The 25,583-nt window shown below is 65.7% G+C and carries 29 protein-coding genes and 1 other RNA gene; 14 read left to right on the top strand and 16 right to left on the bottom strand.

Annotated elements, in window-relative coordinates; genetic code table 11:
- Positions 1-70: 70 nt before the first annotated feature.
- Positions 71-1,291: a type III PLP-dependent enzyme gene (locus ABD050_RS04235; protein WP_343887945.1), complete on the bottom strand. Its 1,221-nt coding sequence runs from the start codon at positions 1,289-1,291 to the stop codon at positions 71-73.
- Between the two features lie 167 nt (positions 1,292-1,458).
- On the opposite strand from ABD050_RS04235, the gene ABD050_RS04240 reads away from it, so the two are divergent.
- Genes ABD050_RS04240 through ABD050_RS04250 form a run of 3 tightly spaced genes read left to right on the top strand, consistent with a single transcriptional unit; the run spans position 1,459 to position 3,571 of the window.
- Complete coding sequence (locus ABD050_RS04240; RefSeq protein WP_343887946.1) at positions 1,459-2,397, top strand: threonine ammonia-lyase; 939 nt, start codon at positions 1,459-1,461, stop codon at positions 2,395-2,397.
- Positions 2,394-2,573, top strand: coding sequence for a hypothetical protein (locus ABD050_RS04245; RefSeq protein WP_343887947.1), 180 nt, complete (start codon positions 2,394-2,396; stop codon positions 2,571-2,573). The genes ABD050_RS04240 and ABD050_RS04245 overlap by 4 nt, the downstream gene beginning before the upstream one ends.
- Positions 2,574-2,581: 8 nt before the next feature.
- Positions 2,582-3,571, top strand: a complete 990-nt coding sequence (locus ABD050_RS04250; RefSeq protein ID WP_343887948.1) for a hypothetical protein — start codon at positions 2,582-2,584, stop codon at positions 3,569-3,571.
- A gap of 139 nt (positions 3,572-3,710) precedes the next feature.
- Here ABD050_RS04250 and ABD050_RS04255 read toward each other — a convergent pair whose 3' ends face one another.
- Positions 3,711-4,367 carry an alpha/beta hydrolase gene (locus ABD050_RS04255; protein ID WP_343887949.1) on the bottom strand — a complete coding sequence of 219 codons (657 nt, stop codon included), beginning with the start codon at positions 4,365-4,367 and terminating at the stop codon, positions 3,711-3,713.
- A 94-nt stretch (positions 4,368-4,461) separates the two neighbouring features.
- On the opposite strand from ABD050_RS04255, the gene ABD050_RS04260 reads away from it, so the two are divergent.
- From ABD050_RS04260 to ABD050_RS04295, 8 genes are all read left to right on the top strand, one after another.
- Positions 4,462-5,538 (top strand): cysteine desulfurase family protein, encoded by a 1,077-nt coding sequence (locus ABD050_RS04260; protein WP_343888081.1) that lies wholly within the window; start codon positions 4,462-4,464, stop codon positions 5,536-5,538.
- Complete coding sequence (locus tag ABD050_RS04265) at positions 5,535-6,629, top strand: cysteine desulfurase family protein (RefSeq protein WP_343888082.1); 1,095 nt, start codon at positions 5,535-5,537, stop codon at positions 6,627-6,629. Before ABD050_RS04260 ends, ABD050_RS04265 begins: the two co-directional genes overlap by 4 nt.
- Positions 6,626-6,958 carry a 2Fe-2S iron-sulfur cluster-binding protein gene (locus tag ABD050_RS04270; RefSeq protein ID WP_343888083.1) on the top strand — a complete coding sequence of 111 codons (333 nt, stop codon included), beginning with the start codon at positions 6,626-6,628 and terminating at the stop codon, positions 6,956-6,958. The genes ABD050_RS04265 and ABD050_RS04270 overlap by 4 nt, the downstream gene beginning before the upstream one ends.
- Before the next feature lie 43 nt (positions 6,959-7,001).
- Entirely contained in the window at positions 7,002-7,268 is a 267-nt protein-coding gene (locus tag ABD050_RS04275; RefSeq protein ID WP_343887950.1) for a hypothetical protein, read from the top strand.
- Between the two features lie 39 nt (positions 7,269-7,307).
- An RNA gene (gene ffs, locus ABD050_RS04280) (signal recognition particle sRNA small type) lies at positions 7,308-7,405 on the top strand.
- 73 nt (positions 7,406-7,478) lie between these two features.
- Entirely contained in the window at positions 7,479-9,125 is a 1,647-nt protein-coding gene (locus ABD050_RS04285) for a DNA polymerase III subunit gamma/tau (protein WP_343887951.1), read from the top strand.
- Positions 9,122-9,445, top strand: coding sequence for a YbaB/EbfC family nucleoid-associated protein (locus tag ABD050_RS04290; protein WP_343887952.1), 324 nt, complete (start codon positions 9,122-9,124; stop codon positions 9,443-9,445). Before ABD050_RS04285 ends, ABD050_RS04290 begins: the two co-directional genes overlap by 4 nt.
- 67 nt (positions 9,446-9,512) lie before the next feature.
- A complete protein-coding gene (locus ABD050_RS04295) occupies positions 9,513-9,749 on the top strand; it encodes a hypothetical protein (protein WP_343887953.1) in 237 nt (78 codons plus the stop codon).
- A 4-nt stretch (positions 9,750-9,753) separates the two neighbouring features.
- Here ABD050_RS04295 and mtgA read toward each other — a convergent pair whose 3' ends face one another.
- From mtgA to ABD050_RS04315, 4 genes are all read right to left on the bottom strand, one after another.
- The gene (mtgA, locus tag ABD050_RS04300) at positions 9,754-10,449 is read right to left on the bottom strand and encodes a monofunctional biosynthetic peptidoglycan transglycosylase (RefSeq protein WP_343888085.1); all 696 of its coding nucleotides are present in this window, start codon (positions 10,447-10,449) and stop codon (positions 9,754-9,756) included.
- Positions 10,450-10,589: 140 nt separating this feature from the next.
- A complete protein-coding gene (locus tag ABD050_RS04305) occupies positions 10,590-10,733 on the bottom strand; it encodes a hypothetical protein (protein ID WP_343887955.1) in 144 nt (47 codons plus the stop codon).
- A 4-nt stretch (positions 10,734-10,737) separates the two neighbouring features.
- Positions 10,738-11,643: an RNA polymerase sigma factor RpoH gene (rpoH, locus tag ABD050_RS04310; protein ID WP_343887956.1), complete on the bottom strand. Its 906-nt coding sequence runs from the start codon at positions 11,641-11,643 to the stop codon at positions 10,738-10,740.
- 53 nt (positions 11,644-11,696) lie between these two features.
- Entirely contained in the window at positions 11,697-12,647 is a 951-nt protein-coding gene (locus tag ABD050_RS04315; protein ID WP_343887957.1) for an RluA family pseudouridine synthase, read from the bottom strand.
- An 18-nt stretch (positions 12,648-12,665) separates the two neighbouring features.
- On the opposite strand from ABD050_RS04315, the gene ABD050_RS04320 reads away from it, so the two are divergent.
- Positions 12,666-13,070 (top strand): M67 family metallopeptidase, encoded by a 405-nt coding sequence (locus ABD050_RS04320; protein WP_343887958.1) that lies wholly within the window; start codon positions 12,666-12,668, stop codon positions 13,068-13,070.
- Between the two features lie 124 nt (positions 13,071-13,194).
- On the opposite strand, the gene ABD050_RS04325 is transcribed toward ABD050_RS04320, so the two are convergent.
- On the bottom strand, positions 13,195-15,204 hold the full coding sequence (locus tag ABD050_RS04325) for a GMC family oxidoreductase N-terminal domain-containing protein (protein ID WP_343887959.1): 2,010 nt from the start codon (positions 15,202-15,204) through the stop codon (positions 13,195-13,197).
- Between the two features lie 521 nt (positions 15,205-15,725).
- Positions 15,726-16,163, bottom strand: coding sequence for a hypothetical protein (locus tag ABD050_RS04330; RefSeq protein ID WP_343887960.1), 438 nt, complete (start codon positions 16,161-16,163; stop codon positions 15,726-15,728).
- A gap of 185 nt (positions 16,164-16,348) precedes the next feature.
- Between ABD050_RS04330 and ABD050_RS04335 the strand changes: the two genes are divergently transcribed.
- Positions 16,349-16,639: a hypothetical protein gene (locus tag ABD050_RS04335; protein ID WP_343887961.1), complete on the top strand. Its 291-nt coding sequence runs from the start codon at positions 16,349-16,351 to the stop codon at positions 16,637-16,639.
- Between the two features lie 252 nt (positions 16,640-16,891).
- Here the strand turns inward: ABD050_RS04335 and ABD050_RS04340 are convergent, their stop codons facing one another.
- The 3 genes from ABD050_RS04340 to ABD050_RS04350 all read right to left on the bottom strand — a co-directional run bounded on the left by ABD050_RS04340 (position 16,892) and on the right by ABD050_RS04350 (position 20,674).
- Positions 16,892-19,501, bottom strand: coding sequence for a glycoside hydrolase family 2 protein (locus ABD050_RS04340; RefSeq protein ID WP_343887962.1), 2,610 nt, complete (start codon positions 19,499-19,501; stop codon positions 16,892-16,894).
- 385 nt (positions 19,502-19,886) lie between these two features.
- The gene (locus tag ABD050_RS04345) at positions 19,887-20,468 is read right to left on the bottom strand and encodes a Fic/DOC family protein (protein ID WP_343887963.1); all 582 of its coding nucleotides are present in this window, start codon (positions 20,466-20,468) and stop codon (positions 19,887-19,889) included.
- Entirely contained in the window at positions 20,465-20,674 is a 210-nt protein-coding gene (locus tag ABD050_RS04350) for a hypothetical protein (protein ID WP_343887964.1), read from the bottom strand. Before ABD050_RS04350 ends, ABD050_RS04345 begins: the two co-directional genes overlap by 4 nt.
- 185 nt (positions 20,675-20,859) lie before the next feature.
- Between ABD050_RS04350 and ABD050_RS04355 the strand changes: the two genes are divergently transcribed.
- A complete protein-coding gene (locus ABD050_RS04355; protein WP_343887965.1) occupies positions 20,860-22,017 on the top strand; it encodes an alpha/beta hydrolase in 1,158 nt (385 codons plus the stop codon).
- A 28-nt stretch (positions 22,018-22,045) separates the two neighbouring features.
- Here the strand turns inward: ABD050_RS04355 and ABD050_RS04360 are convergent, their stop codons facing one another.
- From ABD050_RS04360 to ABD050_RS04380, 5 genes are all read right to left on the bottom strand, one after another.
- Complete coding sequence (locus ABD050_RS04360) at positions 22,046-22,240, bottom strand: hypothetical protein (protein ID WP_343887966.1); 195 nt, start codon at positions 22,238-22,240, stop codon at positions 22,046-22,048.
- 46 nt (positions 22,241-22,286) lie between these two features.
- On the bottom strand, positions 22,287-23,165 hold the full coding sequence (locus ABD050_RS04365; protein ID WP_343887967.1) for an NAD(P)-dependent oxidoreductase: 879 nt from the start codon (positions 23,163-23,165) through the stop codon (positions 22,287-22,289).
- A 167-nt stretch (positions 23,166-23,332) separates the two neighbouring features.
- Positions 23,333-24,787, bottom strand: a complete 1,455-nt coding sequence (locus tag ABD050_RS04370) for an AAA family ATPase (RefSeq protein WP_343887968.1) — start codon at positions 24,785-24,787, stop codon at positions 23,333-23,335.
- 66 nt (positions 24,788-24,853) lie between these two features.
- Positions 24,854-25,270: a type II toxin-antitoxin system VapC family toxin gene (locus ABD050_RS04375; RefSeq protein ID WP_343887969.1), complete on the bottom strand. Its 417-nt coding sequence runs from the start codon at positions 25,268-25,270 to the stop codon at positions 24,854-24,856.
- Positions 25,267-25,500, bottom strand: a complete 234-nt coding sequence (locus tag ABD050_RS04380; RefSeq protein ID WP_343887970.1) for an antitoxin — start codon at positions 25,498-25,500, stop codon at positions 25,267-25,269. The genes ABD050_RS04375 and ABD050_RS04380 overlap by 4 nt, the downstream gene beginning before the upstream one ends.
- Between the last annotated feature and the right edge of the window lie 83 nt (positions 25,501-25,583).

The raw sequence follows: 25,583 nt of genomic DNA on the forward strand, positions 1-25,583 counted from the left end.
ATAATACAAGCCCTCCCCCAACCCCTCCCGCAAGCGGGAGGGGAGGAAGAAGAGCGGTAGTGGCTACTGGTTACAGCGTGACGACGTTCGACGCGACCTCGCGCTCGTCTGTCGTGTACAGAGACGCCATCGGCTCGTCGGCGACGACAACCGTCTCGTCCGATCCGAAGCCGTTGAACGCAGTCCGCATCGCGCAGCCATAGGCGCCGAGCATGCCGATCTCGATATAGTCGCCGGCACGCGTATCGGCGGGCAGCAGGAACGGGCCGGCCATATGATCCATGTCGTCACAGGTCGGGCCGTAGAAGCTGAACTCCATATCGCGGGCATGGCTGTCGGGCTCGCGGAGCAGCTCGACCGGGAAGCGCCAGCCGATATGCGCCGCATCGAACAGCGCGCCATAGGCGCCGTCATTGATATACAGCTCGTTCCCGCGGCGCCGCTCGACGCGCACGACCAGCGAGCTGTATTCGGCGCACAGCGCACGGCCCGGCTCGCACCAGAGCTCGGACGAATAGCTGACCGGCAGGCTTTCGAAGGCGCGGCCGATCGTCTCGAAATAGCGATCGAGCGGCGGGGGCTCCATGCCCGGATAGGTCGATGGAAAGCCGCCGCCGACATCGATCACGTCGACCGTGACCGCCGCCTCGACGATCGCAGCGCGGACGCGCTCCATCGCATTGGCATAGGCTTCGGGCGTCATCGCCTGGCTGCCGACATGGAAGCAGATGCCGAGCGCATCGGCGGCCTGGCGGGCCGCGAACAGCAGTGCCTTGGTCTCGCCGGGCGCCGCACCGAACTTCGAGGCGAGGCTGAGCTTCGAATGTTCGGACGAGACGCGCAGGCGGACGCAGAGCGTGAGATCCTGCGCTTCGCGGGTGGCGCGGACGATCTTCTCCAGTTCCTCTATCGAATCGAGCGAGAAGACACGGACGCCGTGCGTGAAATAGGCCTCCTCGATCGCTTCCTCGGCCTTGACCGGGTGCATGAAGCACAGGGTCGCTCCAGGCAGTGTCCGCGCGACGAGCCGAACCTCGGCGATCGAGGCGACGTCGTAATGCGTGATGCCGCTTTCCCACAGGATCTGCAGGAGAGCCGGAGACGGATTCGCCTTCACCGCATACATCGAGCGGCCCGGAAACTTCTCGACGAAGAATCGGGCTGCACGCGACGCTGCGTGCGGACGAATGAGCGTTACCGGCTGAACCGGTCCGTGCTTAGCGATATCGATGCCGCGAGCGGCGTTCGAAAGGGTGGTCGCTAACCCCAGCGCGCTATGATGCTTGTGCAACTCAAGGGACCTCCAAGTGCCTGACGGCGGACGAAAGCTGCCTTGCGGTTGGAAGTCCCATGGGGCAGCGGGAAGCGCGAAATAGGGTCGACATTCGCGGATGTAAAGCGGAATTGGACCCACGGAGATTTGATGTGACATTTGTGCGACAGCCTACACGAGCCGGAGTGCGGGATGCCGCCGCAAAGATTGCCGCAATCCTGCCGTCGTCGCCGTTGTTCGTTACGGAAATTCGAGGGATTCCAGTGGCTTTCAAGGCGGAGTCGCTGCAGCCGGTCGGCGCCTTCAAGCTGCGCGGTGCGTGGCACCGGCTCACCGCGATCGACAGCGAATTGCGGGGAAAGGGCGTGGTCGCCTTTTCCTCGGGTAATCATGCGCAAGGGGTGGCCTGGGCGGCGAAGAGGCTGGGCATGCCGGCGGTGATCGTGATGCCGGCCGATGCCCCTAAATCGAAGCGGGAGGGGACACTCGCGCTCGGCGCCGAGATTGTCAGCTATGACCGCGCGTCTCAGAGCCGTGAAGCCATCGCGGCACAGCTTGCCGAAGCGCGGGGCGCGGTGCTGGTGCCGAGCTTCGACGATCCCTGGATCATCGAGGGGCAGGGCAGTGCGGGCCTCGAGGCGGAGGCGCAGATGGAGGCGATGGGGCTCGGCCCGGCGGTGAATGTCGTCGTGCCGTGCGGTGGCGGCGGACTGGCGGCGGGTATCACCCTCGGCCTGCGCGATGCGATGATCACCGTCGTCGAGCCCGAAGGGTGGGACGATATGCGCCGTTCGCTCGAAGCCGGGTGGATCGAGCCGGTCGGCGACAACCCGCCGCCGACGGCCTGCGATGCGCTCCAGACTCAGCGTGTCTCGCCCTTGACCTTCGACGTGCTGTCGCGGCGCGGCGTGCAGGGGGTTGCGGTCAGCGAGGCCGAGATTCGCACGGCGCAACGCTGGGCGGCGGAGCGACTGCGGCTCGTGGTTGAGCCGGGCGGCGCGGTGGCGCTGGCCGCGGTGCTGGCCGGCAAGGTCGATGCGACGGCTGGGACGCTCGTCATCCTGTCGGGCGGCAATGTCGATCTTGCCGCTTATGGCGCCGTGCTGGCGGGGGTCGAAGCATGACGCCGGCACTGGCTGGGCTCGAGGGAGCTGCGCCCGCGATCGCAATGCTTGCGGCGTTTGCCTGCTTGATCGGCGGCGGCGTGCTGATCGTAAAGCAGCGCGACGTGAAGAAGGGTGCGCTGATGCTGGTGATGGCAGTGGTGCTGATCGCCAATGTGGTGATCTGGACTTTATAAGGTCCTGATTGTTCGAAAATGAGCGGCCGGCAATGTATGTTGCTGCCACTGAACCAGCTTGGCCCCAAGCTTATGGGCGGTATAAATCGGTCGGCCGACGCAAAACGGACGGCCGCCAAACGGGGGGCGTTGGGGTGAAGAGATACGGTCTGGTTCTGGTTCTGGTTTTGGCGATGGCGGGTTTTGGCGGTTTAGCCGAAGCGCATAGCGGTCAGGCGGTTACATTTTTCCCGATCCAACTTCCGGGCGTTTCACGGCCATGGACCGTACGCAAACGCGACCCTTACGCCACCTGGGATGCGAAGTCGCAAATTGCGCCTTCTACCGAGGTGGTTTTTGAGGGAAAGGACGGCGTAGTCGATTCGGCCCCGCTTATGCCGCAGGCCCTTTATGCCGTCGATCGGGACCTGATCGAAGGCAACAGAGTTTGGCTATCCAAAAACAGCCTTTTGGTAAAAATGGATGGCGGCACTGGTAACTGGTATTGTACCTGGCGCTTTGACGAAAAGTCGACTGGAACAAAACTCGGATCAGCAGACGAACACATTTCGGGATTTGATTATGTATTTTGCTTGCGGGCGGATGAGAATGGGAATTCGATAGATGCTAAAATAATGATTGCCGATTTCAAGGGTCTGTTAGCAATAACGGATCCTGAATCTGGAATGGGAAGGTATAGAAATGGCGTTGGTGCAACTAATTCTGTTGTTCTTAAGCCTGTTTATAATGAGAAATTTCCGACGCGCGCGCAATTGCAAGTACTTGCCGCTTGGAACGTCTCGCATGGAGGCTCTGTTTGCCTTCACATGGCTATTGCTGCTGCAGACACGGATCAAAAGCTGGCTCAGAATGATCAGTGCTTTTCCGGTGTTGGGCAAAGTCTCAATATAGCTGGAGGTACATATACAGTTACCTCCATCGGTGAACACAACGCATTTAAAATTCGTATCGATAGTCCTATCAATGTTCGAGGCCTTTCGCCCCGCATCATCAAATAACACATCGCCTATTTCAGGCGGAATTTTCTGCGGGCCAAAGCCGACCGAGCGCAATCATCCAAATTTCTGTCTATCGCGAGCGATTTGCGGTCCGCCACGATGTCCCCCGGAACAAGTCCGGGCGACGGAACAAGCTATCTCACCGGATCGGCGAGTTCGGGTCGAGCCGCATGTCGAGATACTTGTCCACACTGCCCATCAACTCGGGCATCTCATGCTCGAAGAAATGGTTCGCCTTGGGGATCGTGTCGTGGTGGATCGTGATGTGCTTCTGCGTCCGCAGCTTGTCGACCAGCTTCTGGGTCGCGAGCGGCGTCACCACCTCGTCGGCCTCGCCCTGGATGATGATTCCGCTTGCCGGGCATGGCGCCAGGAAGGTGAAATCATACATGTTGGCGGGCGGCGCGATCGAAATGAAGCCGCGAATCTCGGGGCGGCGCATCAGCAGCTGCATGCCGATCCACGCACCGAAGCTGACGCCGGCGATCCAGGTGGTCGAGGCTTCGGGGTGGAAGCTCTGTACCCAGTCGAGTGCGCTCGCCGCGTCGGAAAGCTCGCCGACGCCATTGTCGAAGGTGCCCTGGCTCTTGCCGACGCCGCGGAAATTGAAGCGCAAGGTGGCGAAGCCGCGGCGCTGGAAGGTCTTGTAGAGTTCCTGCACGATGCGGTTGTTCATCGTGCCGCCCGCGGTGGGATGCGGGTGGAGGATCATCGCGACCGGTGCGCGCGGCCGCGGCGCAGGAGCGAAACGGCCTTCGAGACGGCCTTCGGGGCCGGGGAAAATGACTTCGGGCATTTGACCTGCTGACATAATGGTGCGCTCGGGTGGAGCGCAGGAATGTGCGCGCTATATAGGTGACCTGCCCCTTTTCGCAATTGGAACCGCTCCACTGCCTGACCGCCTCTATCTCGACCATGCCGCAACGACGCCGATCCTGCCTGCCGCAGCGGCTGCTGTGGCAGCTGGAATGGCAGGCTGGGCGAACCCGTCATCGCCGCATGCGGAGGGCCGCGCGGCGCGCGCGGCACTCGAGGAAGCGCGGGCGCGAATCGCTGCCGCCTATGGATGGCAAGGCGAGGTGATCCTGACCAGCGGCGCAAGCGAATCGCTCGGCATCGCGCTCACCCGCTCGATCGCGGCGCGCTGCCTGATCTCGGCGGTCGAGCATGATTCGGTGATTCGCGCGGCGGTCGACGCGACAATCCTGCCGGTCGATTCCGCGGGTGTGGTCGACGGCCAGGCGCTTGAAGAGGCGCTGGCCGCCCCGGGGCGACCGCTCGTCGCGATCCAATGGGCGAACAGCGAAACCGGCGTGCGGCAGCCGATCGCTGCATTGGCTGCGCAGATCCGTGCGGCCGGCGGGCTGTTCCTCGTCGACGCGGCGCAGATGCCGGCCGGCGCTGATTCCGATGTCGCCGACCATGCCGATTTCGTCGCGATCTCGGCACACAAGCGCGGCGGGCCGCCGGGGATCGGGGCTCTGCTGGTGCGCGACCTCGGCAGCCTGATGCCGACGGGCGGGCAGGAGCGGGGCTATCGGCCCGGGACCGAGAATCTGCCGGGCGCGCTCGGCTTCGCGGCCGCGCTCGAAATCCCGGAAGATATCGCTGCGATGCAAGCGCTTCGGGCGCGGCTCGACGACTCGATCGCCCGCTCCGGCGGCGAGATCGTCGCGACCGGCGTGGTGCGGCATCCGGCGATCGGCGCATACCGGATGCGCGGCCTTGCCGCGACGACTCAGCTGATCCGATTCGATATGGCCGGAATCGCGGTTTCGGCGGGCAGCGCCTGTTCCTCGGGCAGCATGAAGCCGAGCCATGTCCTCGGCGCGATGGGCTGGGGCATAGATGCCTCGCGTGAAGTGGTGCGCGTCAGCTTCGGCCGTGCGACCGATGCCGCGGACATCGACCGCTTCGTTGCCGAATGGCGGACGATTTCACGCTCGGCACGGGCGTTCGCTGCATGATCTATCTCGATTACCAGGCGACGACCCCGCTCGCGCCCGAGGCGCTGGCCGCGATGCTGCCCTGGCTCGAGAACCAGCATGCCAACCCGCATTCGGCGCACGGCCCCGGGCGGGCGGCGAAGGCGGCGGTCGAGGTTGCGCGCGATGCGGTGGCGGCGTTGCTGCCGCGGGGCGGTTCGGCAAGCTTCACCAGCGGCGCGACCGAGGCGATCAACTGGGCGATCAAAGGGGTGGACCCCGGCGGGATCGTGACGCTCGCGACCGAGCATGCGGCGACGCTCGACACCGTCGAAGCGCTGGCGGACGCGGGCAGGGCGGTGACGATCATGCCGGTCGGCCCTGACGGGTTGGTCGATCTCGCTATCGCCAGGGCCGCAATCGCGCGGGGAACCGCGCTGGTGGCGGCGATGCTGGTCAACAACGAGATCGGCGTGATCCAGCCCATCGAGGCGCTCGCGGACCTGGCGCACGAAGCCGGCGCCTTGTTCCTGTGCGACGCGGTGCAGGGTTATGGGCGTATCGATGTTCCCGGAAACTGCGATCTGATTGCCCTTTCTGCGCACAAGATTCATGGACCCAAGGGCATCGGCGCCTTGTGGATCCGCGACGGCCTGTCGATCGCGCCGTTGCTCCATGGTGGCGGTCAGGAGGCGGCCGGGCGGTCCGGCACGCTCTCGCCGGCATTATGTGCCGGTTTCGGCGCGGCGGCACGCCTCGCCGCCGACTATCGGGAGGATGACGCAGCGCATGTCGAGGAGCTCTGGGGACTGGCGATCGACATGCTGGGAGACGCATGGACGATCAACGGCTCGGTCGAGCATCGCTATCATGGCAATCTCAATATCCGCCGCGACGGGCTGGATGTGAACCGGCTGATGTCAGATCTTCGGGATATCGCCTTCTCCGCGGGATCGGCCTGTGCGAGCGGATCGGGGCGGCCGAGCCATGTGCTGCGCGCGCTCGGGCTGAGCGATGCGCAAGCGCGGAGCAGCATCCGGCTCGGATTCGGGCGCTATACGACCGAGGCCGAGATCGCCTCGGGGATCGACCGCATCATGGCCGCCGCCGCTGCTCAGCGGATTGCTGCCTGATGCTGGTGCGCTTCATTGGCGCTGATGGCGCGGTCAGCGAGGTCGAAGCGAAGCCCGGCGACCGGTTGCTCGACATCGCCCAGGCCAATGGCCAGCCGCTCGAGGGCACCTGCGAGGGTCAGATGGCCTGCTCGACCTGCCATGTCATCGTCGATGCCGCTGATTTCGAGCGGTTGCCGCCGGCCAGCGAAAATGAAGAGGACATGCTCGATCTCGCCGCAGGCGCGACCCGGACCAGTCGGCTCGCCTGCCAGATCTGGCTAGACGCGGCGCTGGACGGATTGACCGTCCGAATTCCCGGCGAAGCGCGGAACATGCAGGGCCGCTGATCATTACGCTCCCGTGCCGTCGTGGCACGCAGGAGAAGATACCATGAAACTGTTCACGCTGATCTCGGCAGGTCTCGTCGCCGTTGCGGCGATAGCGCCCGCCGCCGCGAGCGCGCAGATGCAGACCCATGAGCGGCATGACAAGGTCGTCAGGACGACAACCACGGTGCGGACCGATGGCGAGCGCCACGACACGATGCGGAACGACCGCCATCACGGCTGGCGCGACCGTCATCACACGCGTCGTGTGTGCAAGATGGAATGGCGCCATCATCACCGCGTGCGCATCTGCCGGACGGTCCGCTGGTAGGACGGGCTTGATCACGCCGCCCGGCCTCGCCATATGGCACGCGGGAGTCGGGCGGACGTGGTCGTCGCCAACCCGGTCAGATCCGGAAGGAAGCAGCCGCAACGATTTCGCCACGGGTCGTTCCGGCTCCCACCAGCTTCCATCGCAATTCGTCGAGTGGCTCACCGCCGCGCTGGCGTCCGGGCGGGGGAGTGACTAAGTCGGTCGGCAATGTCCGACTCCTCCTTCGATCTCGGTGAACCGCCCCAGCCTGCCAAGGCCCCAAGTGACTCTGGGGTCTATCGCGTTCTCGCCCGCAAATATCGCCCGCAGACCTTTGCCGAGCTGATCGGCCAGGATGCGATGGTCACCACGCTGGCCAATGCGATCAAGCGCGGGCGGCTTGCGCATGCCTTTCTGCTGACGGGCGTGCGCGGGGTGGGCAAGACCTCGACCGCGCGGCTGATCGCCAAGGCGCTCAACTGCATCGGGCCTGACGGCAATGGCGGGCCGACGATCGATCCCTGCGGCGTCTGCGAGCCGTGCCGGGCGATTGCCGAAGGGCGCCATATCGATGTGATCGAAATGGACGCGGCGAGCCATACCGGCGTCGACGATGTCCGCGAGATCATTGATGCCTCGCGCTATTCGGCGGTCTCGGCGCGGTTCAAGATCTATATCATCGACGAAGTTCATATGCTCTCCAAGAACGCCTTCAACGCGCTGTTGAAGACGCTCGAGGAGCCGCCGGCGCATGTGAAGTTCCTGTTCGCGACCACTGAGGTGAACAAGGTACCGGTGACGGTGCTGTCGCGCTGCCAGCGATTCGACCTTCGCCGCATCCCGGCCGAGAAGCTTGCCGCGCATTTCGCGTTCGTGTCCGAGGCCGAGGGCGTCGGGGCCGAGCCCGAAGCGCTGGCGCTGATCGCGCGGGCCGCTGAAGGGTCGGCGCGGGACGGGCTGTCGATCCTCGACCAGGCGATCGCGCATGCCGGAATCGAGGGTGGCGGCGTGCGGGCCGCAACGGTGCGCGACATGCTTGGCCTGTCGGATCGCGGTGCGGTCCGCGATCTGTTCGGGCTGGTGCTTGCGGGCGATGGGCAGGGCGCGCTCGCCGCGCTCAGGCGGCAATATGATCTCGGCGTCGATCCGCAGGGCGTGTTACGCGCGCTGCTGGAGACGGTCCATGCCACCACGCTCGCCAAGCTCGGCACTGCGCCCGACCTGGGCCAGGCAGTCGAGGAGCGCGAGGCGCTCGCTGGCTGGGCCGCGTCGCTGTCCTTCGCGTCGCTCCACCGGCTGTGGCAGCTACTGCTCAAGGGCCATGAGGAGGTCGCCCGCGCCGCGCTGCCGATCGAGGCCTGCGAGATGGTGCTGTTGCGGCTGATCCATGCCTCGACCCTGCCGGATCCGGGCGAACTGGCACGGATGATCGCGAACGGTGCGCCACCTGCCGCCCCTTCAGTCGCGAGCCCGGCGCGGGCGGCGGGCACGCCGGTCGAGGCCAGCCTGCCCGCCAGTTTCACCTCCCTGATCGGCATGCTCGACGACAAGGGCGAGCATGCGCTGGCGGCGCAACTGACCAACAGCGCGCGGCTCGTTCGGTACGCACCGCCCGAGTTGGTGCTGAGCTCTTCCCGGCCGCTGCCGGTCGATCTGGTCCGCACCTTGACGACCGAGCTCAAGCGGATCACCGGACGCATCTGGCGCGTTTCAGCCGAGGACGTGCTCGGCGAGCCGACCTTGCGCGAACAGCGCGAGGCCGAGCAACTGGCGGAACGCGCCGCGATTCTCGAAACGCCGGTGGTGAAGGCGGCCTTTGCCGCTTTCCCCGAGGCTGAACTCGAAAGCTGGACAGGACAACGGAGCACAGCATGAAGAACCTCGAAGACATCATGGCGATGGCGCAGAACGTCCAGGCCGAGCTGACCAAGGCGCAGGCGGGTCTCGACCAGATCGAAGTCGAGGGCGCGGCCGGTGGCGGGCTTGTGAAGGTGAAGGCATCGGCCAAGGGCCGTATCATCGGCGTCGATATCGATGAATCGCTGCTCGCGGCGAGCGAGAAGCAGATGCTCGAGGATCTGATCGTCGCTGCCTTCAACGACGCCAAGGCCAAGGCGGATGCGGCGTCCAACGCCGAAATGTCCAAGATGACGAGTGGCTTGCCGCTGCCGCCTGGGTTCAAGCTGCCCTTCTGAAGAAAGGCCGCAGCGGAACAATCCGCGCCATCCTCTCGTTTCGTGGCGAGCAAAACAGGAGGATCACATGGTCGACGAAGTAACCGAGACGCCGCACACCACCGTGATCGAACGCCGCGGGAGCGGCGCGGGGCTTCTCATCGGGCTCGTTCTGCTGGTCGCCGTCATCATCGGCGCCTTCTATCTTTTCAACCAGAGCGCCAACGACAATCGCAGGACCGATGCGGTTACCCAGGCGGCCAAGGATGTCGGCGACGGCGCGCAAAAGGCCGGCGACGCAGCCCAGAAAGCGGCCCAGCCCTGACCGTCTAGCGCAGGCACCCATCCAGCCCGTCGTTACGGACGACGCTCACCCTTTTGGTGAGGACGTTGCCGTGGCGGCGGGTGAAGCCTTGCGGCGCGATGACGGCGCGCTTCTTGGGCAGCGGCAGGACGGCGGCGATTCGGCCTGCCTCCGAGGGGCTGAGATGCGATGCGTCATGGCCGAAATAGCGGATCGAGCCGGCATTGACGCCGTAGGTGCCGATGCCCGTCTCCGCGACGTTGAGATAGACCTCCATGATCCGCCGCTTTCCCCAGATCGTCTCGATCAGCACGGTGAAATAGGCTTCGAGCGCCTTGCGCGGATAGCCGCCGCCCTGAATCAGGAAGACGTTTTTCGCTGTCTGCTGGCTGATCGTGGAGCCACCGCGGATGCGACCACCACGCTCGTTGCGCTGATAGGCCTTTTCGATTGCCGCGATGTCGAAGCCGTGGTGCGAGCAGAAGCGCGAATCCTCGCCGGCGATTGCCGCGCGGGCCATGTTGGGGTCGATCCGGGAGATCGGCATCCACGCCTTGGTGATGCCATGACCGCTCAACGCATCGCCGAGCATGGTGAGAGTCACCGGCGGCGGCACGAAGCGGAACAACACCACCATCAGTATCGAAACGACGACGAAGGCGGCGATACCCTTGAAGAACCAGCCGAGCAGCCGGCGGAACAGGGAGCGACGGCGGGGCATGGCGCGTAGGGGTTCCGGATAGGTGAAGGGTTCGATATCGGGTTCGCGCCATGGCTTTGGCGCGACCGGGCCCGCCCCGGCGAGCGGTGTCTCCGGGTCGGGCCCCGGACCAGCTTCTGAGGGCGGCCCCCGCTCGTCGCTCATGCGTTGCTTTTAGGCACGGGTGGGGCGCCGGTAAACCGCGATTGCGTGGTTCGGCCGGCAGCGATTGTCCCGATCGCGGCCTCGGCGGCGGCGATGCCGGCGGCGCCGGCGCCGACGACGATAACGTCAGCACCGGCCATCACCTTATGCCAGGGCAAGCATCCGCTTGTCGCCGGCGAGGCGCATCATCGCCTTTTGCAGCTTCTCGAAGGCGCGGACCTCGATCTGGCGGACCCGCTCGCGCGAGACGCCATAGACCTGGCTCAGTTCCTCGAGCGTCTTGGGATCGTCAGTCAGGCGGCGCTCAGTCAGGATGTGCTTCTCGCGCTCGTTGAGGTCGCTCATCGCGCTCTCGAGCATCTCGTGGCGCACATCGGCCTCCTGCGCATCGGCCACGACCGCGTCCTGAAGAGGCGAATCGTCAGCCAGCCAATCCTGCCACTGGCCCTCGCCGTCCTCGCGCATCGGCACGTTGAGCGAGGTATCCCCGCCCATCGCCATGCGGCGGTTCATGCTCGTCACCTCTTCCTGGGTGACGCCGAGATCCTTGGCGATCTTCGCGAGATGCTCAGGCGAGAGATCGCCGTCCTCGAACGCGTCGAGCTTGGACTTCATGCGCCGCAAGTTGAAGAACAGCTTCTTCTGCGCGGCGGTGGTGCCCATCTTCACCAGGCTCCACGAGCGCAGGATGAATTCCTGGATCGAGGCGCGGATCCACCACATCGCATAGGTGGCGAGACGGAAGCCGCGATCGGCCTCGAACTTCTTCACGCCCTGCATCAGGCCGATATTGCCCTCGCTGATCAGCTCGGACACGGGCAGGCCATAGCCGCGATAGCCCATCGCGATCTTCGCCACGAGGCGGAGGTGCGAGGTGACGAGCTGCGCCGCAGCCTCGGTATCGCCATGCTCCTCGAAGCGCTTGGCGAGCATATATTCCTGCTCGGGCGCGAGGATCGGAAACTTCTTGATCTCGGACAGGTAGCGGTTGAGGCTTGCCTCTCCACCGAGCGCGGGGATCGTCGCCGGGACGTTGCTGCCGCTTGCCATGATCAAATCTCCCTTAATTGGCGCGGCCCCCATGAGGCGACACGCGCTTGAACCTAACAACAGAGTGTATCGAACAGTTCCTGCATGTCCGACGGCATTTCGCTATCGAATGCCATAGCGATGCTTGTCGCCGGATGAATGAACCCGAGCCGGGCTGCGTGCAATGCCTGGCGGCGGAAATGCAGGGTTTCCAAAACCTGCCTGTGGACTGGTTTTGTTCTACCATAAACCGGGTCCCCAAGCAAGGGATTTCCGATCGACGCCATATGGACGCGGACCTGGTGGGTGCGGCCGGTTTCCAATCGGCACTCGACCAGCGCCGCTTCCTTCAGCCGCGCCAGCGTCTTGTAATGAGTCACCGCACGCTTGCCGTTCGGCACGATCGCGATCTTCTTGCGGTTCGACGGGCTGCGCGCGAGCGGTGCGTCGACCGTGCCTTCCGACGGCAGCGGGCGGCCGGTGACGATCGCCTTGTAGCGCCGATCGATGCTGTGATCGTGGAACTGGCGGGCCAGCCCTTCATGCGCGCGATCGGTCTTGGCGGCGACCATCAGGCCCGAGGTATCCTTGTCGATGCGGTGGACGATGCCAGGCCGGACCACGCCGCCGATGCCCGAGAGGTTGCCGGCGCAGTGGTGGAGCAGGGCATTGACCAGCGTCCCGTCGAGATTGCCCGCGGCCGGATGGACGACGAGGCCGGCCTGCTTGTCGATGACGATCAGATGCTCGTCCTCGAACACCACCTGGAGCGCGATGTCCTGGGCTTCGTTGTGCGCAGCGGTCGGTTCGGGCACCGAGACGGTGTAGACGGCGCCGGCGACTGCCTTGCGGGCCGGATCGCGGGCGAGGGCGCCGCTCGCGTCGCTGACCTGGCCGCTCGACATCAGCGCCTTGAGGCGCTCGCGCGACAGGGTCGGTACCGCTTCGGCCAGCGCACGATCGAGACGCCAGCCATTGGCCTCGTCCGAGATGCGCGCTGCGATGGTGGAAACCCCCCGGTTCATGCGATAGCTGATGTGGTTATGGGGTACGCAATTTCAAGCACTCTGCTGGCGAGGCTGCTAGCCGAAGCGAAAGATTCTCCCGGTTTCGAGGTGTGCGGGCTGTTGTTCGGGGCGCCGGGTGATATTGGCGCGCGCATCGAGGCGGCCGAGGCGTGCGCGAATGTCGCTGCGGAACCGGCGCGGGCGTTCGAGATCGAGCCTGGCGCGCTGTTCGCGGCGTATCGGCGAGCGCGGGCCGGGGGGCCTGTGGTGATAGGGCATTATCATTCGCATCCCTCCGGGGAGCCGGTTCCTTCGGCGCGCGACGCGGCGCAGGCGATGGGGGATGGGGCTTTGTGGTTGATCCTTACTTCGGACGAGGGGCGGTTGTGGCGGTCGGTCGAGGTTGGGCGTTTCGAGGAGGTCGGGTTGGAGGTGGGGTAGAACCCCACCCAGAACGTCGTGCCGGACTCGTTCCGGCATCCATCCCTCCGCAAGAGCATCGGCGGATTGGTTTGCGGCACGATGGACCCCGGAACAAGTCCGGGGTGACGAAGATCGTGGGACTTCACGTGAACGGATTCCTCTCCGCCGTCGCATAATGCGCCATCGCCATCGTCGTGAGCTGGGCGTTCACCCGGATGCAGCTGGTGAAGGTGCTCGCGTCGGCGACGATCACATTGGTGGTGCCGTGGACCCGGCAATCGAGATCGACCACGCCCTTGCCCGGATCGGCGTTGCGGGCATTGCCGCCCTGGGGATGCGAGCTGGCGAGGGTGACGTCGTCGGCCTCGCGCAGGTGGCGGGAGAAGAAGGCGTCGATATCCTCGCCGCGCTTCAACGTCTGGCCGCGGGCGAGGGCCGGATAGACCTCCTCGGCGCCGGCCGCGAAATGGACTCGCGACAGGGTCGCCAGCGCGCGGCGGAGCAGGGGGAGTTCGACATCCTTGCGCAATTTGAAATGGAGGCCGCCGTTGATCAGGCTGCCCTGGCGATCGGCGGGGATCAGCACGCCGGCCGAGGCGAGGCGGCCATAATTGCGCATGCGCTCGAAATGATCGCCGAACCAGCCGGGCATCAGGGTCGACATGCTCATCGGCGGCTGGAAATGCGATTCGAGCAGATAATCGCCGCGATCGACATAGGTCGCCATCTGGTCCTCGTCCCAGGCGCGGACCTGGCCCGGCATCAGCGCGACGACCGGGCAGGAGATGTTGAGCGACATGTCGAGCCCGGTGCCGAGCACGCCGCTGCGATCGAGCAGGCGGCTCGAGGCGAGCGCGCCCGCGGCCACGACCACGCCCTGGGTCGCGCGGATGAAATGGGTGCTGCCGTCAGCGAGCTTAAGCTCGACCCCGTCGGCCACGCGACAATCATCCTTCGTCGCGTCCTTCCAGCGGATCCGGACGACCTCGGCATCGGCCATGATCCGCGCGCCATGCTTGCGCCGTGCATCGATCAGGAAGGACTGGGCCATGCCCTGCTTGCGGCCATAGGGGCAGCCGGTGTTGCAGTAACCGCAATAGGCGCATTCGGCGTTGCCGGCGCCACCCTCCGAGCGGGGGCCGTAATTCTTGCTGAACCAGGTGACGGGCGCGGCGGCATCCTGCGGATCGCCGGTGGCGGCGGCGTGCGCCGTCCAGCCGGTCATCAGATGGGTGCCGTTGTTGCGCCCTGACCGGGGGGCGATCGGCGCGACGCCGAGCCTTTTCTCGACCGCCTCATAGGCGCCCATGAAGCGCGCCTCGTCGACCGGCGCGCCGAGCGCCGCCCATTTGGCGAGCACGTCGTCAGCCATCGGATGGGTGTGGCCGGGCTGCTTCACGCGCAGGCAGATGCCGTTGTTGATGACCGTCGAGCCGCCGACGCAGCGGCCCTGGAAGACGATGATGTCGTGATCGCGGGTGTTCTGCAGGCCGCCATCGACGAACAGCCGGGCGGTCATGTCGGCTTCCTTGTGGGTGATCCGTTCGGACGGATAATGCCCGCCGGCCTCGAGGATCAGCACGTCGTGGCCCTGCGCGGCGAGCGTCGCCGCCGCGACGCCGCCGCCGGCGCCCGAGCCGATGACGATGACGCCGGCGCTTTCCGGCACATCGCCCGGGCCGAGGATATCCCGATCGGTCAGGTCGCGCCCGTGAAAGGGCGCGATCGGCATGTCGGCGGGGCCGCGCACCCGATCGGCGGGCAGGGCGAAATCGATCTGGGCGAGCACCGGATTGGGCCGCTGCTTCTGGCTGTCGCCCTCCCAATGGCCGTAATAGCCGGCATAGACGACGCCGCGGATCTTGCCGATATCCTGAAGCAGGTTGTTGCTGGTGCGTTCGAGCCGATTCCGCACGCGCCGCGCACGCCAGGCGGGGCCGGCGATCAGGAAGGCCGGACCGCCCATCAGGAGGCAGAGCAGCACCAGCGACGCGCCGATTTCGCGCGGCATGTTGCCGTGGAACTGGGCGAACTGGCGCTGGATATTGTCCACGACCTGATCGGGCGTGATCTTCATGTCGATCTCGTGAAACAGCGCCTCGGTGAGCGCCTTCAGGATCGCGGCCTGGAGGATATTGAACGGCTTGTGCATGCGGCTTCCCCTGCAGAAAGACGCGACCCCTTTGTTTTGAAGGTGATAGGGCGGTGCCGCGGCAAGGGCAATTTCAGATTGGGCGGGAGCGGTGCGAATTTCGGGCGCGCGGCTGAGGCCCGGCCGGGTGCCGAGAACGTGCGTGAAGTAAAAGGGCGGGCGGGTTCGGAAAGGCGGCAAGCAGGAAGGGGTCTTTGTCAGGGCACGTCCACCCCGATTTTTGTCGAAGCGGATGCAACGCGGCAGAAGAGGCCCTGTATTGCTCTGCCATTGGGGCTGGATCGTTCTGCGTTCGGTGGCGGTATAGTGACGGGCAGGTGAGAATGTAGTTTTCATATAGTTGCCGACTTATGAGAATCGATCATGGCGTCAGAGGCTGTGGCTGGACGAACGCGCACGGACTCGCGAATATTTGGCGAGATCTGGTTTTCGACGAGGCGCCCGCAGGCGTGCGCAGCCTGGTGGCGCGGGATGGGCGTTGATCGGGCGCTGGCCTCGTACCGCCGGAGCGGCCGGGCGCCTTATTCCGGCGCCGGGCCACGGGGTGGCCTGGGCGGGCGTGGCGCGCGCTTTATCGCTGCGGGACGGGCCTCGCCGCACCATGTCTCGGGCCGGCGGTTGCGCAGCCAGCGCAGGGCGACCTTGGGATCGGCGGGGACGCGAACGGTGAAATCAGCGGCGATCGGTTCGCCGGCCCTGGTCCGATACTCGCGCCGGGCGCTGAAGGCATAGCCGGTCGCACGCCTGAACATGCCGGGCTTTTCCAGCCCTTCGCCCTGCGCCCGGCCCATCGCGAAAGCGAGCCCGAAATCCGGGTAGCGCGCCTGCCAGCGATAGAGGGTGGCGAGGCTGACCGAAAAGAAGCCCGCGAGATCGGCGGTGTCGGCGCCGAGACGGCCGAGCAGGCGCGCCTGTTCGACGAAAGCGGGCTTGTAGCGGGATGGCCGGCCGGTGCGCATCAGCGGGGGATAGAGGGTTCGGGGCCGGGGTTGAATCGACGGAGCGTGTCCCCGGTACGATGAGCCGGCGGCGGCGCGCCACACACCCCGCGACTGGCTCGGCTTGCCGACTCGCGGTCGTACTGATGGCGAGGGTTTGGCATTGCAGCCGCACAGGGGATCTATTTTCCGGAAGTGGATACGCAATGAATATCAAGACCTTGAGCACGGCGATTGCCTGCGCGGCACTCGCCATCGCCCTCCCTGCCACGGCGCAGACGACGCCCCAGACGACGCCTGGCCAGACGACGTCGGGTGCGCCGACAACAACCGCGCCCACCGCACCGACCCCGGACACGGCGACCCAGCCGTCGACCATGCCTGACCCGGCGGCGAGCCCGACCACCCCAGCGCCGGACAGCTCGGCCACGACATCGCCCGCCACGGGCGATGCCACGAGCGATACCGGAGGGAAGAAGCACAAGCACAAGAGGTGATTGGCCGTGGGGGCTGATCGACGGAAGCGGCGCGGGGTGATTCCCGCGCCGCTTTTTTTGGGGGGGCGGTCCATCGAATTGTCGCCTGGCCCGAACTCTAAAGGTTAGCGGAACGACGGCCCTCTGGCCCGATGCTGCGAAAGCAGGCGTTCCCCGCGCCTGGTCGCCCAAATGACCGCCAGGAATATAACTGCCGTTCAGCCAGTGTCCGCAACCAGCCATCTGGCCGTTGTCGTACTCGCGATCGCCAAGTCACTCCGTTCGTAGCGCGCCGATGATCTGCAGATCGGCCAGGCCAGCCGTCGCACCAGGCGGGACTCGGAGGCGGAGGCGGACCTGGCGGCCCGCCAGCGCCTCGGTTTCCACGGTTCGGGTCCGGCGATCGTCCTGTCCTTCGATCTGCTCGACAAGCTTTTGCCAATTACCCTGCCGGTCCTCGATCTCCGCCACGAAACCATAGCCGGCTGCCTGAGGAAAACTGAGGGTCAATGCGTGCACCTCGACCACACGCTCCAGGTCGATAGTGACGCTCATCGCCGTGTCTTCGCCAGCCGGAGCCCAATAGGTCGCCGGGTTGCCGTCATTGACCAGTTGCGAACTGTGGCCAGGCGCGTTCGAACTCGCGAACGTCGGATTGTTGGGTCCGAATGTTCCGTCGCCGGCGCGCTCGCGAACCGGCGCAACGAACGGGACATAGCGTCGTTCGACGACGAGCGGCGTCTTGCCCGCTACATAGGCGGGACCTGACATCGTCCGGATCGTCGCGACGGCGTCCTTCACCCCTGGTGACGTCGCGCGCAGCCGCGACACTCCGGCTTGCCAGCTGCGCATGGTGATCGCCGCCTCACCGTCACGGATGGCGATGTCGCTGTCGGGCGCGAAGTCGATTACGCGCCCGGTCGGCAGCTCACCCGGGCCGGATTCGATCACGAGGCGTACCGGTGGGCTGTTGCTGAGACGGCGGCCGAGGGCGTCGACCACACTAACGATCACTTGAACGTCGTCGGTGCCGTCGGCGCGAGCAATCGTCGGGCTGCTGGTGGAGATGCGTAGCGCGGCAGGAGTGCCGGCCACGGACGGGGCTGGGGGCGCCACACCGGCATAGGCGTTGCGGTACCAGTAATATTGCCGCTTCGGCAGGCGGAAATAGTCGATCATGCCCATCCCGCCGAAGCGCTTGCCGGCTACTGACCCATGATCGAATCCGGCCCAGATCACCTCGCCCGCGCGCCACGACAGTCGCCACGAGCCTTCCCGCGCCTTGTCCGCGCCCGGCGTAGCGGGCAGGTCGCCCCAGCCGGGTTCGTAGGTGCCTGGCCTGTCTTCCATCGTCGATCCATATTCGGCCACGAAATTGGGAACGCCGGGGTTGGGGAAGAGACTGGCGCCGTCGCCGTTATAGCCGGCCACGTCGCCCAGCCTGTCGATCTCGCCGCGCTGCGCCCCGTCGATCGCGGCGGGGCGTGTCGGGTCGAGCTGGTGGCTCAATGCGACCATCTCTTTCAGTAGCCGGCGTACTTCTGGAAGCGTCTCCTTTTCGGTGAAGAACACCTCGTTATCCATGCCCCACACAACGATCGACGGGTGGTTGCGGTTGATCCGGATCATCTCCGTGAGCTGTTGTTTGACATTGGCGTCGAATGCGGCGCGGTCAGCCGCATCGGGCGGATAGGCGGAAGCCCCCCAGGCGTTCCTGAACCCGGCGGTGCCCCAGAACGGCGCTTCGGACAGGAATAGCATGCCGATACGGTCGGTTGCCTCGGCGAAATGCGGATCGTGCGGATAGTGGGAACCGCGGATGAAATCGAACCCGGCGTTTTTGATCAGCCGCACGTCACGCTCGATCGCGCCGTTGGTCACCGCGTCGCCCCACCCGGCCTGATCCTGATGGACGTTGGCGCCCTTGAAGTATCGATGCCTGCCGTTGAGGAAGAAACCGCGATCCGCGGTCCATTCGAACCAGCGGAACCCAAATTCAGTCTCGAATCGGTCACGCTCCGCGCCGGCAACACGCAGGCTGGTGACCGTGCGATACAGCGATGGCGTCTCCGGGCTCCACAGCCTCGGTCGCGCGATCGGTGCCGACAACTGTTTCGCGACCATCGTCGTGCCTGGCTCGACGCTCACACGCGCATCCGGCAGCGTCGCCACCGCACGGCCACGATCATCAACGACATGGGTTTCCACCATCACGTCCGCGCGCGCGCCGCCGTCATTGCGCACCTCGGTTTCCACAGCGACCCGGCCCGACGCCGCAGATAGCTCGGGCGTCGTGACGCGCGTGCCGGTCCACGGCACATGCACTGCGTCCGACGTGACCAGCCACACGTCGCGATACAGTCCACCGCTGAATACATGCTCGCCCGCGCGCGGCGCCAGGGTTGCCTGCCACTCGTTGTTGACGCGCACTGCAACGACATTGTGTCCCGCGCGGACCGCTCGAGTGATGTCGACCGGAAAGCCGGTGTAGCCACCGCGATGGTGCGCGAGCTCGACGCCGTTCACATAAACGCGGGCATCCTGAAACGCGCCCTCGAACTCAAGGAAATAGCGCCGGCCGGGCGCGACCGCGGGCAGGGTGAAGCTCTTTCGATACCAGCCGTCGCCGGTGTAGAAGTCCGTCGCACGAAAATAAGGTATGCTGAAACTGTGCGGCAGGCCGACATGGCTCCAGCCCGCGTCGTCCAAGTCGGGTGCCTCAGCGCCATCGATCTTGCCGAGGTTGAACCGCCAGTCGGCGTTGAAGTTGGTCCGCGTCCGACCCGCTTCGCTGAGGTTCGGAGCCTGGCCCGGCTGCGCGCGCACCATCGGCGATGCGGTCAGCAAAATCATGAGTGTCGCCAGCGCGGAGACAGCACGCACAACCCCGGTTCCTCGCACAATCTTCTCCCTCGCGCTTCAGCCGAGCTGGCACGACGTCGCCCAACGAATTTTCCAGGACGACATCCTGTCGTTGGCCGGCCCGCGAAATCGCTATATGAATGAATGGCATAGATTGCGAAGGATATCGGGCACCGACAGCCGCGTGATATCCGCCGATGCAGGAACCCGCGCGGCGGGTTCTTGTCTCACGACAGGTCAATGATCCCGAAGGGATTCGCGGGATGATCAACAAGAGCGGCCATGCCCTGCCGCCGGCCGATCGGCCGCATCCGCACTTCCTGAGCTGGCATCGGGAGCATTGTTTCAAGGTTTGAACGGTGGCCGTGCATCGCTTGCTTACCCAACCGAAAGCTCAGGCTGTCTGTCAGGTCAGGAGAGCCCTGAGTTCAGTTACCAGCGGCGTCAGGTCTCCGTGATAGCTCGCAATCATGGCCGCCAGGAATGTGTCGGATTTTGCCCGCGAAAAGTCGAACGGGAAACCAGCCCGCAGTCCCACCAAGTGCATAAAGGCGAGCTGGGCGCGCCCGTTGCCTTCTCGAAACGGGTGGATCGCGTTGAGCTCGGCCAGAAACGCGGCGGCGGACGCCAGGAAAGAGGAAGCGTCTTCACTCGGCAGGCAATCTGTTCGAAGCGCCTCGAAAAGAAGATTCATCTCGTTCGGGATATGCTCCGGGAAGCAAAATGGGTTACTATCCTTCGACGTTCGAACCGTCCGATATTTTCCCGCCCAGCGATAAACGTCCTGAAACAGATGGCGATGAACTTCCCGATAATGGCGAGGGTCATAATCCCCGTCGGGAAGCGCCTCGGTCGCCCGCGAATTCGACATTTCGAGTTCGAATGATTCGAGCGCGGCCGTGTCTCGCAAGCCGAGCTTATTCTTCAGAACATGGGTACCTTTATAGGCATAGGGATCGTCGAAGGCGTCATAACCCGAGAGATTCATCGAGGCCGTTTGGCGTCCGCATAGGCACGAATGATCTCGGCACGTTGTTCTTGCGGCGTCAAATTGCGGCTTCGCATCGAAGCGAACCGGCGTTGGCTTTCCAAGCTCAGAGCGATGCCCTCAATTGCGGTAATCGCCGCGAAGGCGCGATCACCCAGAACGCGGGCTTCCGCGGAAATCGGCCGCTTTTTCGACAGTTTCGTCATTCGATTACCATAGCATGAGGACGGCGAGAGGTGGTGAGAAAAACATCGTCCCATATCCAACCGCCGCCGGTTACCTCATCAACCCTTTTTCGCACCCGTAACAACTGCCAGAACACCCCCGCCGGGACCGAACGATTCGGGCGTCGGCACAACGCGGCGCGTGGTCGCCGCGGGGAGAATAGCCGATGTCGAAACCCCTGCCGGCGCTCGCGGCAATCGCCGCCGCTCTTTCGGTCTCGGCCTGTGTGAGCGCGCCGCCGAACTATTCAGTCATGGCCGCCGGCTGCCCGGCGATGACCCGGCAGGTGGCGATCACCGCCGAGCGGCTGGTCTATGTCGTGGCGACCAGCCTGCCCGACTGCCGGGGCCCGGGGCCGGTGCTGACGATCGGGCGGGGGACGCCGATGCCGTTCGGTTCGCCCATGCCGTATGATGGGCCGGTCCGCTATGGCGTGGCCGGGCCGCCGCACACGGCTGCGGGCAAGCTGCCGACATTCGACCTGACGGGCGAGCCGGCCTGGCGGCAGAAACTGCGGGCAGACATTGCCACGTCGAAGAGCAAGCGCGTGCTGCTGTTCGTCCACGGCTTCAACAATGCGCCAGCCGAAGTGCTGTCGCGCGCTGACGCGATCGGCGTCGCCACCGGGTTCGACGGGCCGGTGATCGCGTTCCTCTGGCCCTCCCAGCGCGCCGTCGCGAAATATACCTGGGACGAGGAGAATAACCGCTGGACCCAGCCCTATCTCGACCAGCTGTTGCTGGCGCTGACCAGCGAGTCCGAGGATGTCGTGCTGGTCGCGCACAGCATGGGCAACCGGATCGCGATCGACGCGCTGCGCGATCTCCAGCGATCACATCCCGGGCTCTCCACCCATGTCCGCACGATCGTCCTCGCCTCGCCCGATGTCGACCGCGAGATGTTCGATCGAGATCTCGCCGCGGCGATCGCCGGGCCCGAGCGGCATATCACTGTCTATGCCTCGCGCTTCGACCGCGCCCTGCAGACGAGCTGGGCAGTGCATGGCAGCCCGCGCGCCGGGGACGCGAACTGCGTCTATGACCTGTGGCGCCGCGACAAAACGGGGTCGACGCGCTGCTACCCCAAGGCGCGGCCGGGGGAGCTCGAAGTGGTCGATACCAGCGCCGTGTCGAGCGGTCTCGGCCATGCCGATTTCGTCGAGACGCCCGAGGGCGCGGCCGATCTCTGCCATGTGGTGGCGGGCCAGCCCAACCCGAAGGGGCGGGCGAAGGGCGAGGGGGCGTTCGTGCTGACCCCCGGCGTGGTCGATCGCGACGGATGTCCCGAGGGGCCGAAGCGGCTGGCGTTGCCGGCGGTGCAGTGACGGGGCGGGGTTCGGGCGCCGCGGTGAGTCAGCCCTCGATATAGTCGAGCCAGGAGACGACATCGTTGCTGGTCTGAAGGAACAGGTCAGCCTGGACCTCGGCGGGCTGCGCCTCGGCGGTCAGCAGGGCTTCGGCGAGCGTGCCGTAGAGCAGCGTGGTCGCGGTGCCGCTGTCGTCGAGATGATAGAGGCGGACGGCGACGTCGTCGGAGATGGTGCGCATTGGCAGGATGCCTTTGTCGGGGATGGGCAAGGTTGGGGAGCGGCGGTCAGGATGCGGGGCCGGCATTGTCCGCGACGGTCCTGGCGATGCCTGACCAGTCGATATCGTCGCCCTCGCGGGCGATCGTCGCGAGAAGGCGGTCGCGGAGGAGGCTGAGCACCGGCATGGGCACGCGCGCATCAGTGGCGGCGGCCGCGACGAGGTTCATGTCCTTGAGGCCAAGCGGCGCCGCGAAGCCGGCGGGGCGGAAGCTCTGGTCGACCAGGATCTTGCCATAGACCTGGTAGATCGGCGCGCCGAACAGGGTGCCGGTGAGGATTTCGAGCAGGGCGGCCTTCTCGACGCCGTGCTTTTCGGCGAGCGTCATTGCCTCGGCGAGCGATTCGATCACTGACAGGATCAGGAAATTGCCGCTGAGCTTTACGATGGTGGCGGCGGACGGGGTGTGGCCGAGGGGAAAGGTCTTCTGGCCGATCGCCTCGAACAGCGGGGTGCAGGCGGCGAGGGCTTGCGCAGGGCCGGCGGCGACGACGAACAGCTTGGCGGCCGCCGCAGCGGCGGGGCGGCCGAACACCGGAGCGGCGACAAAGGAACCGCTGGCCTCGGCATGGGCGGCGGTGAGTTTCTCGGCGAGGGCGAAGCTGATTGTGCTGAGCGAGACATGGATCGGCTTGTTCGGGGCAGCGAGGATGCCGTCTTCGCCGAAGGTGACGGCTTCGACCGCCATGTCGTCGGCGAGCATGGTGAGGACGACCTCGCCCGAGGCCGCGTCGGCGGGGGAGGCAGCCAGGGTGGCGCCGGCCGCGACGAGCGGAGCGGCCTTTTCGGGGCTGCGGTTCCAGACCTTCACGTCATGGCCCGTCTTGACGAGGTTGGCCGCGATGGCGCTGCCCATCTGGCCGAGGCCGATGAAACCGATGTGCATGGGGTGAGCTCCCTGGGTCGATGCTGTCGCGCGGAGATGGGGGTGCGGGGGGTGGGGATCAATCGGGCTGCGTCGCCGACTGCCGGGAGGGGTTGGTGATGATCCGAATGAAAGCCCTTTTTCCTTCCTCGGCGAAGGCCGGGGAAGGAAATATGGGATGACGGGGGTCAGCCGATCTCGGCCGCCGCGGTCGTCCAGCCGAGGCCGGGGATGGTGATCGAGCGCTTTCCCGCTAGATCCACCCGTGTCACGAAGATGTTGCGGCCTTCGATATAGCTCATCACCCGCCGCGCGCGGCCGAGCGAGCTGGTGCCATAGGTGCGGGCGACCGCTTCGTCGCTCGGGCAGGGCTCCCCCGCGCGCGCGGCGCGGGCGATGAGGAGGAAGGCGCCGAGCATGTCGTCGGGCAGGCCCTCGGCCGTCTCGAGCGCCTGTTGCCATTCGTCGTCGAGCCCGTCGAAAATGCCGGCGCGGGCGGCGGCGAGGCGGCGGGCGAAGGCCGAGGGGTCAAGCGGCGCGCGCTTCACCCCGACCATCCGGCACCTGACCTGGAAATCCTGGAACAGAACGGCTGCCGGGCGGGCGGTCGAATCGGCGTCGTCGACGATCGCGCGGAGGATGTCGATCACCACCTGTTCGAGCTCGGCCTCGTCGTGCAGCGCTAGCTCCTCGACGACCTCGCGCGCCGGTGTGCCGGCGAGATCGCGCAGGAGCTGGTCAGCGGGTGCGGGGCGCGGCGCGCGCGGTTCGGGTGGGGGCGGGGCGGGTTCTTCGAGGCCGGCGAGGAGGAACTGGCGCATGTCGCCCGCGGGCGCCTCGGGGAGGGGGGTGAGGACCGGGCTCGAGCTGCGCGCCGAGGTTTCGACCGGGCCGATCTTCACCGTGATCGGGCGGCGCGAGATGGCGGGGCCGAGGCCGAGAAAGGTACCGCGGGCGAGATCGCGGATCGCCTCGGCCTGGCGGCGCTCCATGCCGAGCAGATCGGCGGCGCGGGCCATGTCGATGTCGAGAAAGGTGCGGCCCATCAGGAAGTTGCTCGCCTCGGCGGCGACATTCTTGGAGAGCTTGGCGAGGCGCTGGGTGGCGATGATGCCGGCAAGGCCGCGTTTGCGGCCGCGCGACATGAGGTTGGTCATGGCGGAGAGCGAGGCGCGGCGGATTTCCTCGCTCACCTCGGCGCCGGCGGCGGGGGCGAAGATCTGCGCTTCGTCGACGACGAGCAGGGCAGGGTACCAATGCTCGCGCGGGGCATCGAACAGGCCGTTGATGAAGGCGGCGGCGCAGCGCATCTGGCCCTCCATCTCAAGGCCTTCGAGGCTCAGCACCACCGAGGTGCGATGTTCGCGGCAGCGGCCGGCGAAGCGCGTGATCTCGGCGACTGAATAGTCGACCGCCTCGATCGCGATATGGCCGTACGCCGAGAGGGTGACGAAGTCGCCTTCCGGATCGATCACGATCTGCTGGACCTGGCCGGCGCTGCGCTCGAGCATCCGGCGCAGCAGGTGCGATTTGCCCGAGCCGCTATTGCCCTGGACGAGCAGCCGAGTCGCGAGCAGCTCCTCGAGATCGATGCAGACTGATTTGCCCGCGCCGTCGCCACCCATGTCTACCTGAAACGTCATCGCCCCCGCATGGTCGAAGCGGGCGTGGTGGGGCAAGCCCCTAGCGGCAGGATGGTGTCACTTCCTCTAGCCGCCTTCTGCTGGCCGCAGCCAGTTCTCCAGATGCAGTCCCTTCACCCGGGAGAACTCACGCTCATTGCCGGTGACGAGGGTCGCGCCGATAGAGAGCGCGTGCGCGGCGATGAGCATGTCGTTGGCGCCGATGACAGTGCCGGCGGTCTCCAACTGAGTGCGCAGCGTGCCGTAACGCTGGTCGGCATCGGGCTCGAAGTTCAGGATCCGGATAACGTCGAGCACGGCATCGACCTGTGCAGCCAGTCTGGTCGATCCCTTCTTCGCAGCGCCGTAGCGCAATTTGCAGGCGACGATGATGCTTGTGCATATCTTATCCTCGCCGACATCGGCGATCCGCGCCGCAGCCCGACCCAGGGGATTGCGGACCAGGTCGGACACGATGTCGGTATCGAGCAGATAGCTTGTCACAGATCGACAGGCTCTGGGGCTTCATCAGCAATCGTCGGGATATCCTCCTCGATCGGGGACAGCGTCGCGAGCAGGCCGAGGAGCGATCGTGGCGGGGCAGGCTCGATGATGGGCCTGCCATTTTCCTTCCGCATGATCGCGTCCTCACCGGGCAGTTCGAATTCGCGCGGAATGCGCACGGCCTGACTGCGGCCATTCGTGAACAGTCTCACATGGCGTTCGACACCCATGGCGACATCTCCCAATTGGCATATGCCACAGCATATGCCGCCCTTGTTGGCCACCGCCCTTGCACCACGGCCCCCGCTTCGCC

Origin of the sequence: Sphingomonas oligophenolica, from assembly GCF_039522915.1 — a bacterium.
GTDB lineage: Bacteria > Pseudomonadota > Alphaproteobacteria > Sphingomonadales > Sphingomonadaceae > Sphingomonas > Sphingomonas oligophenolica.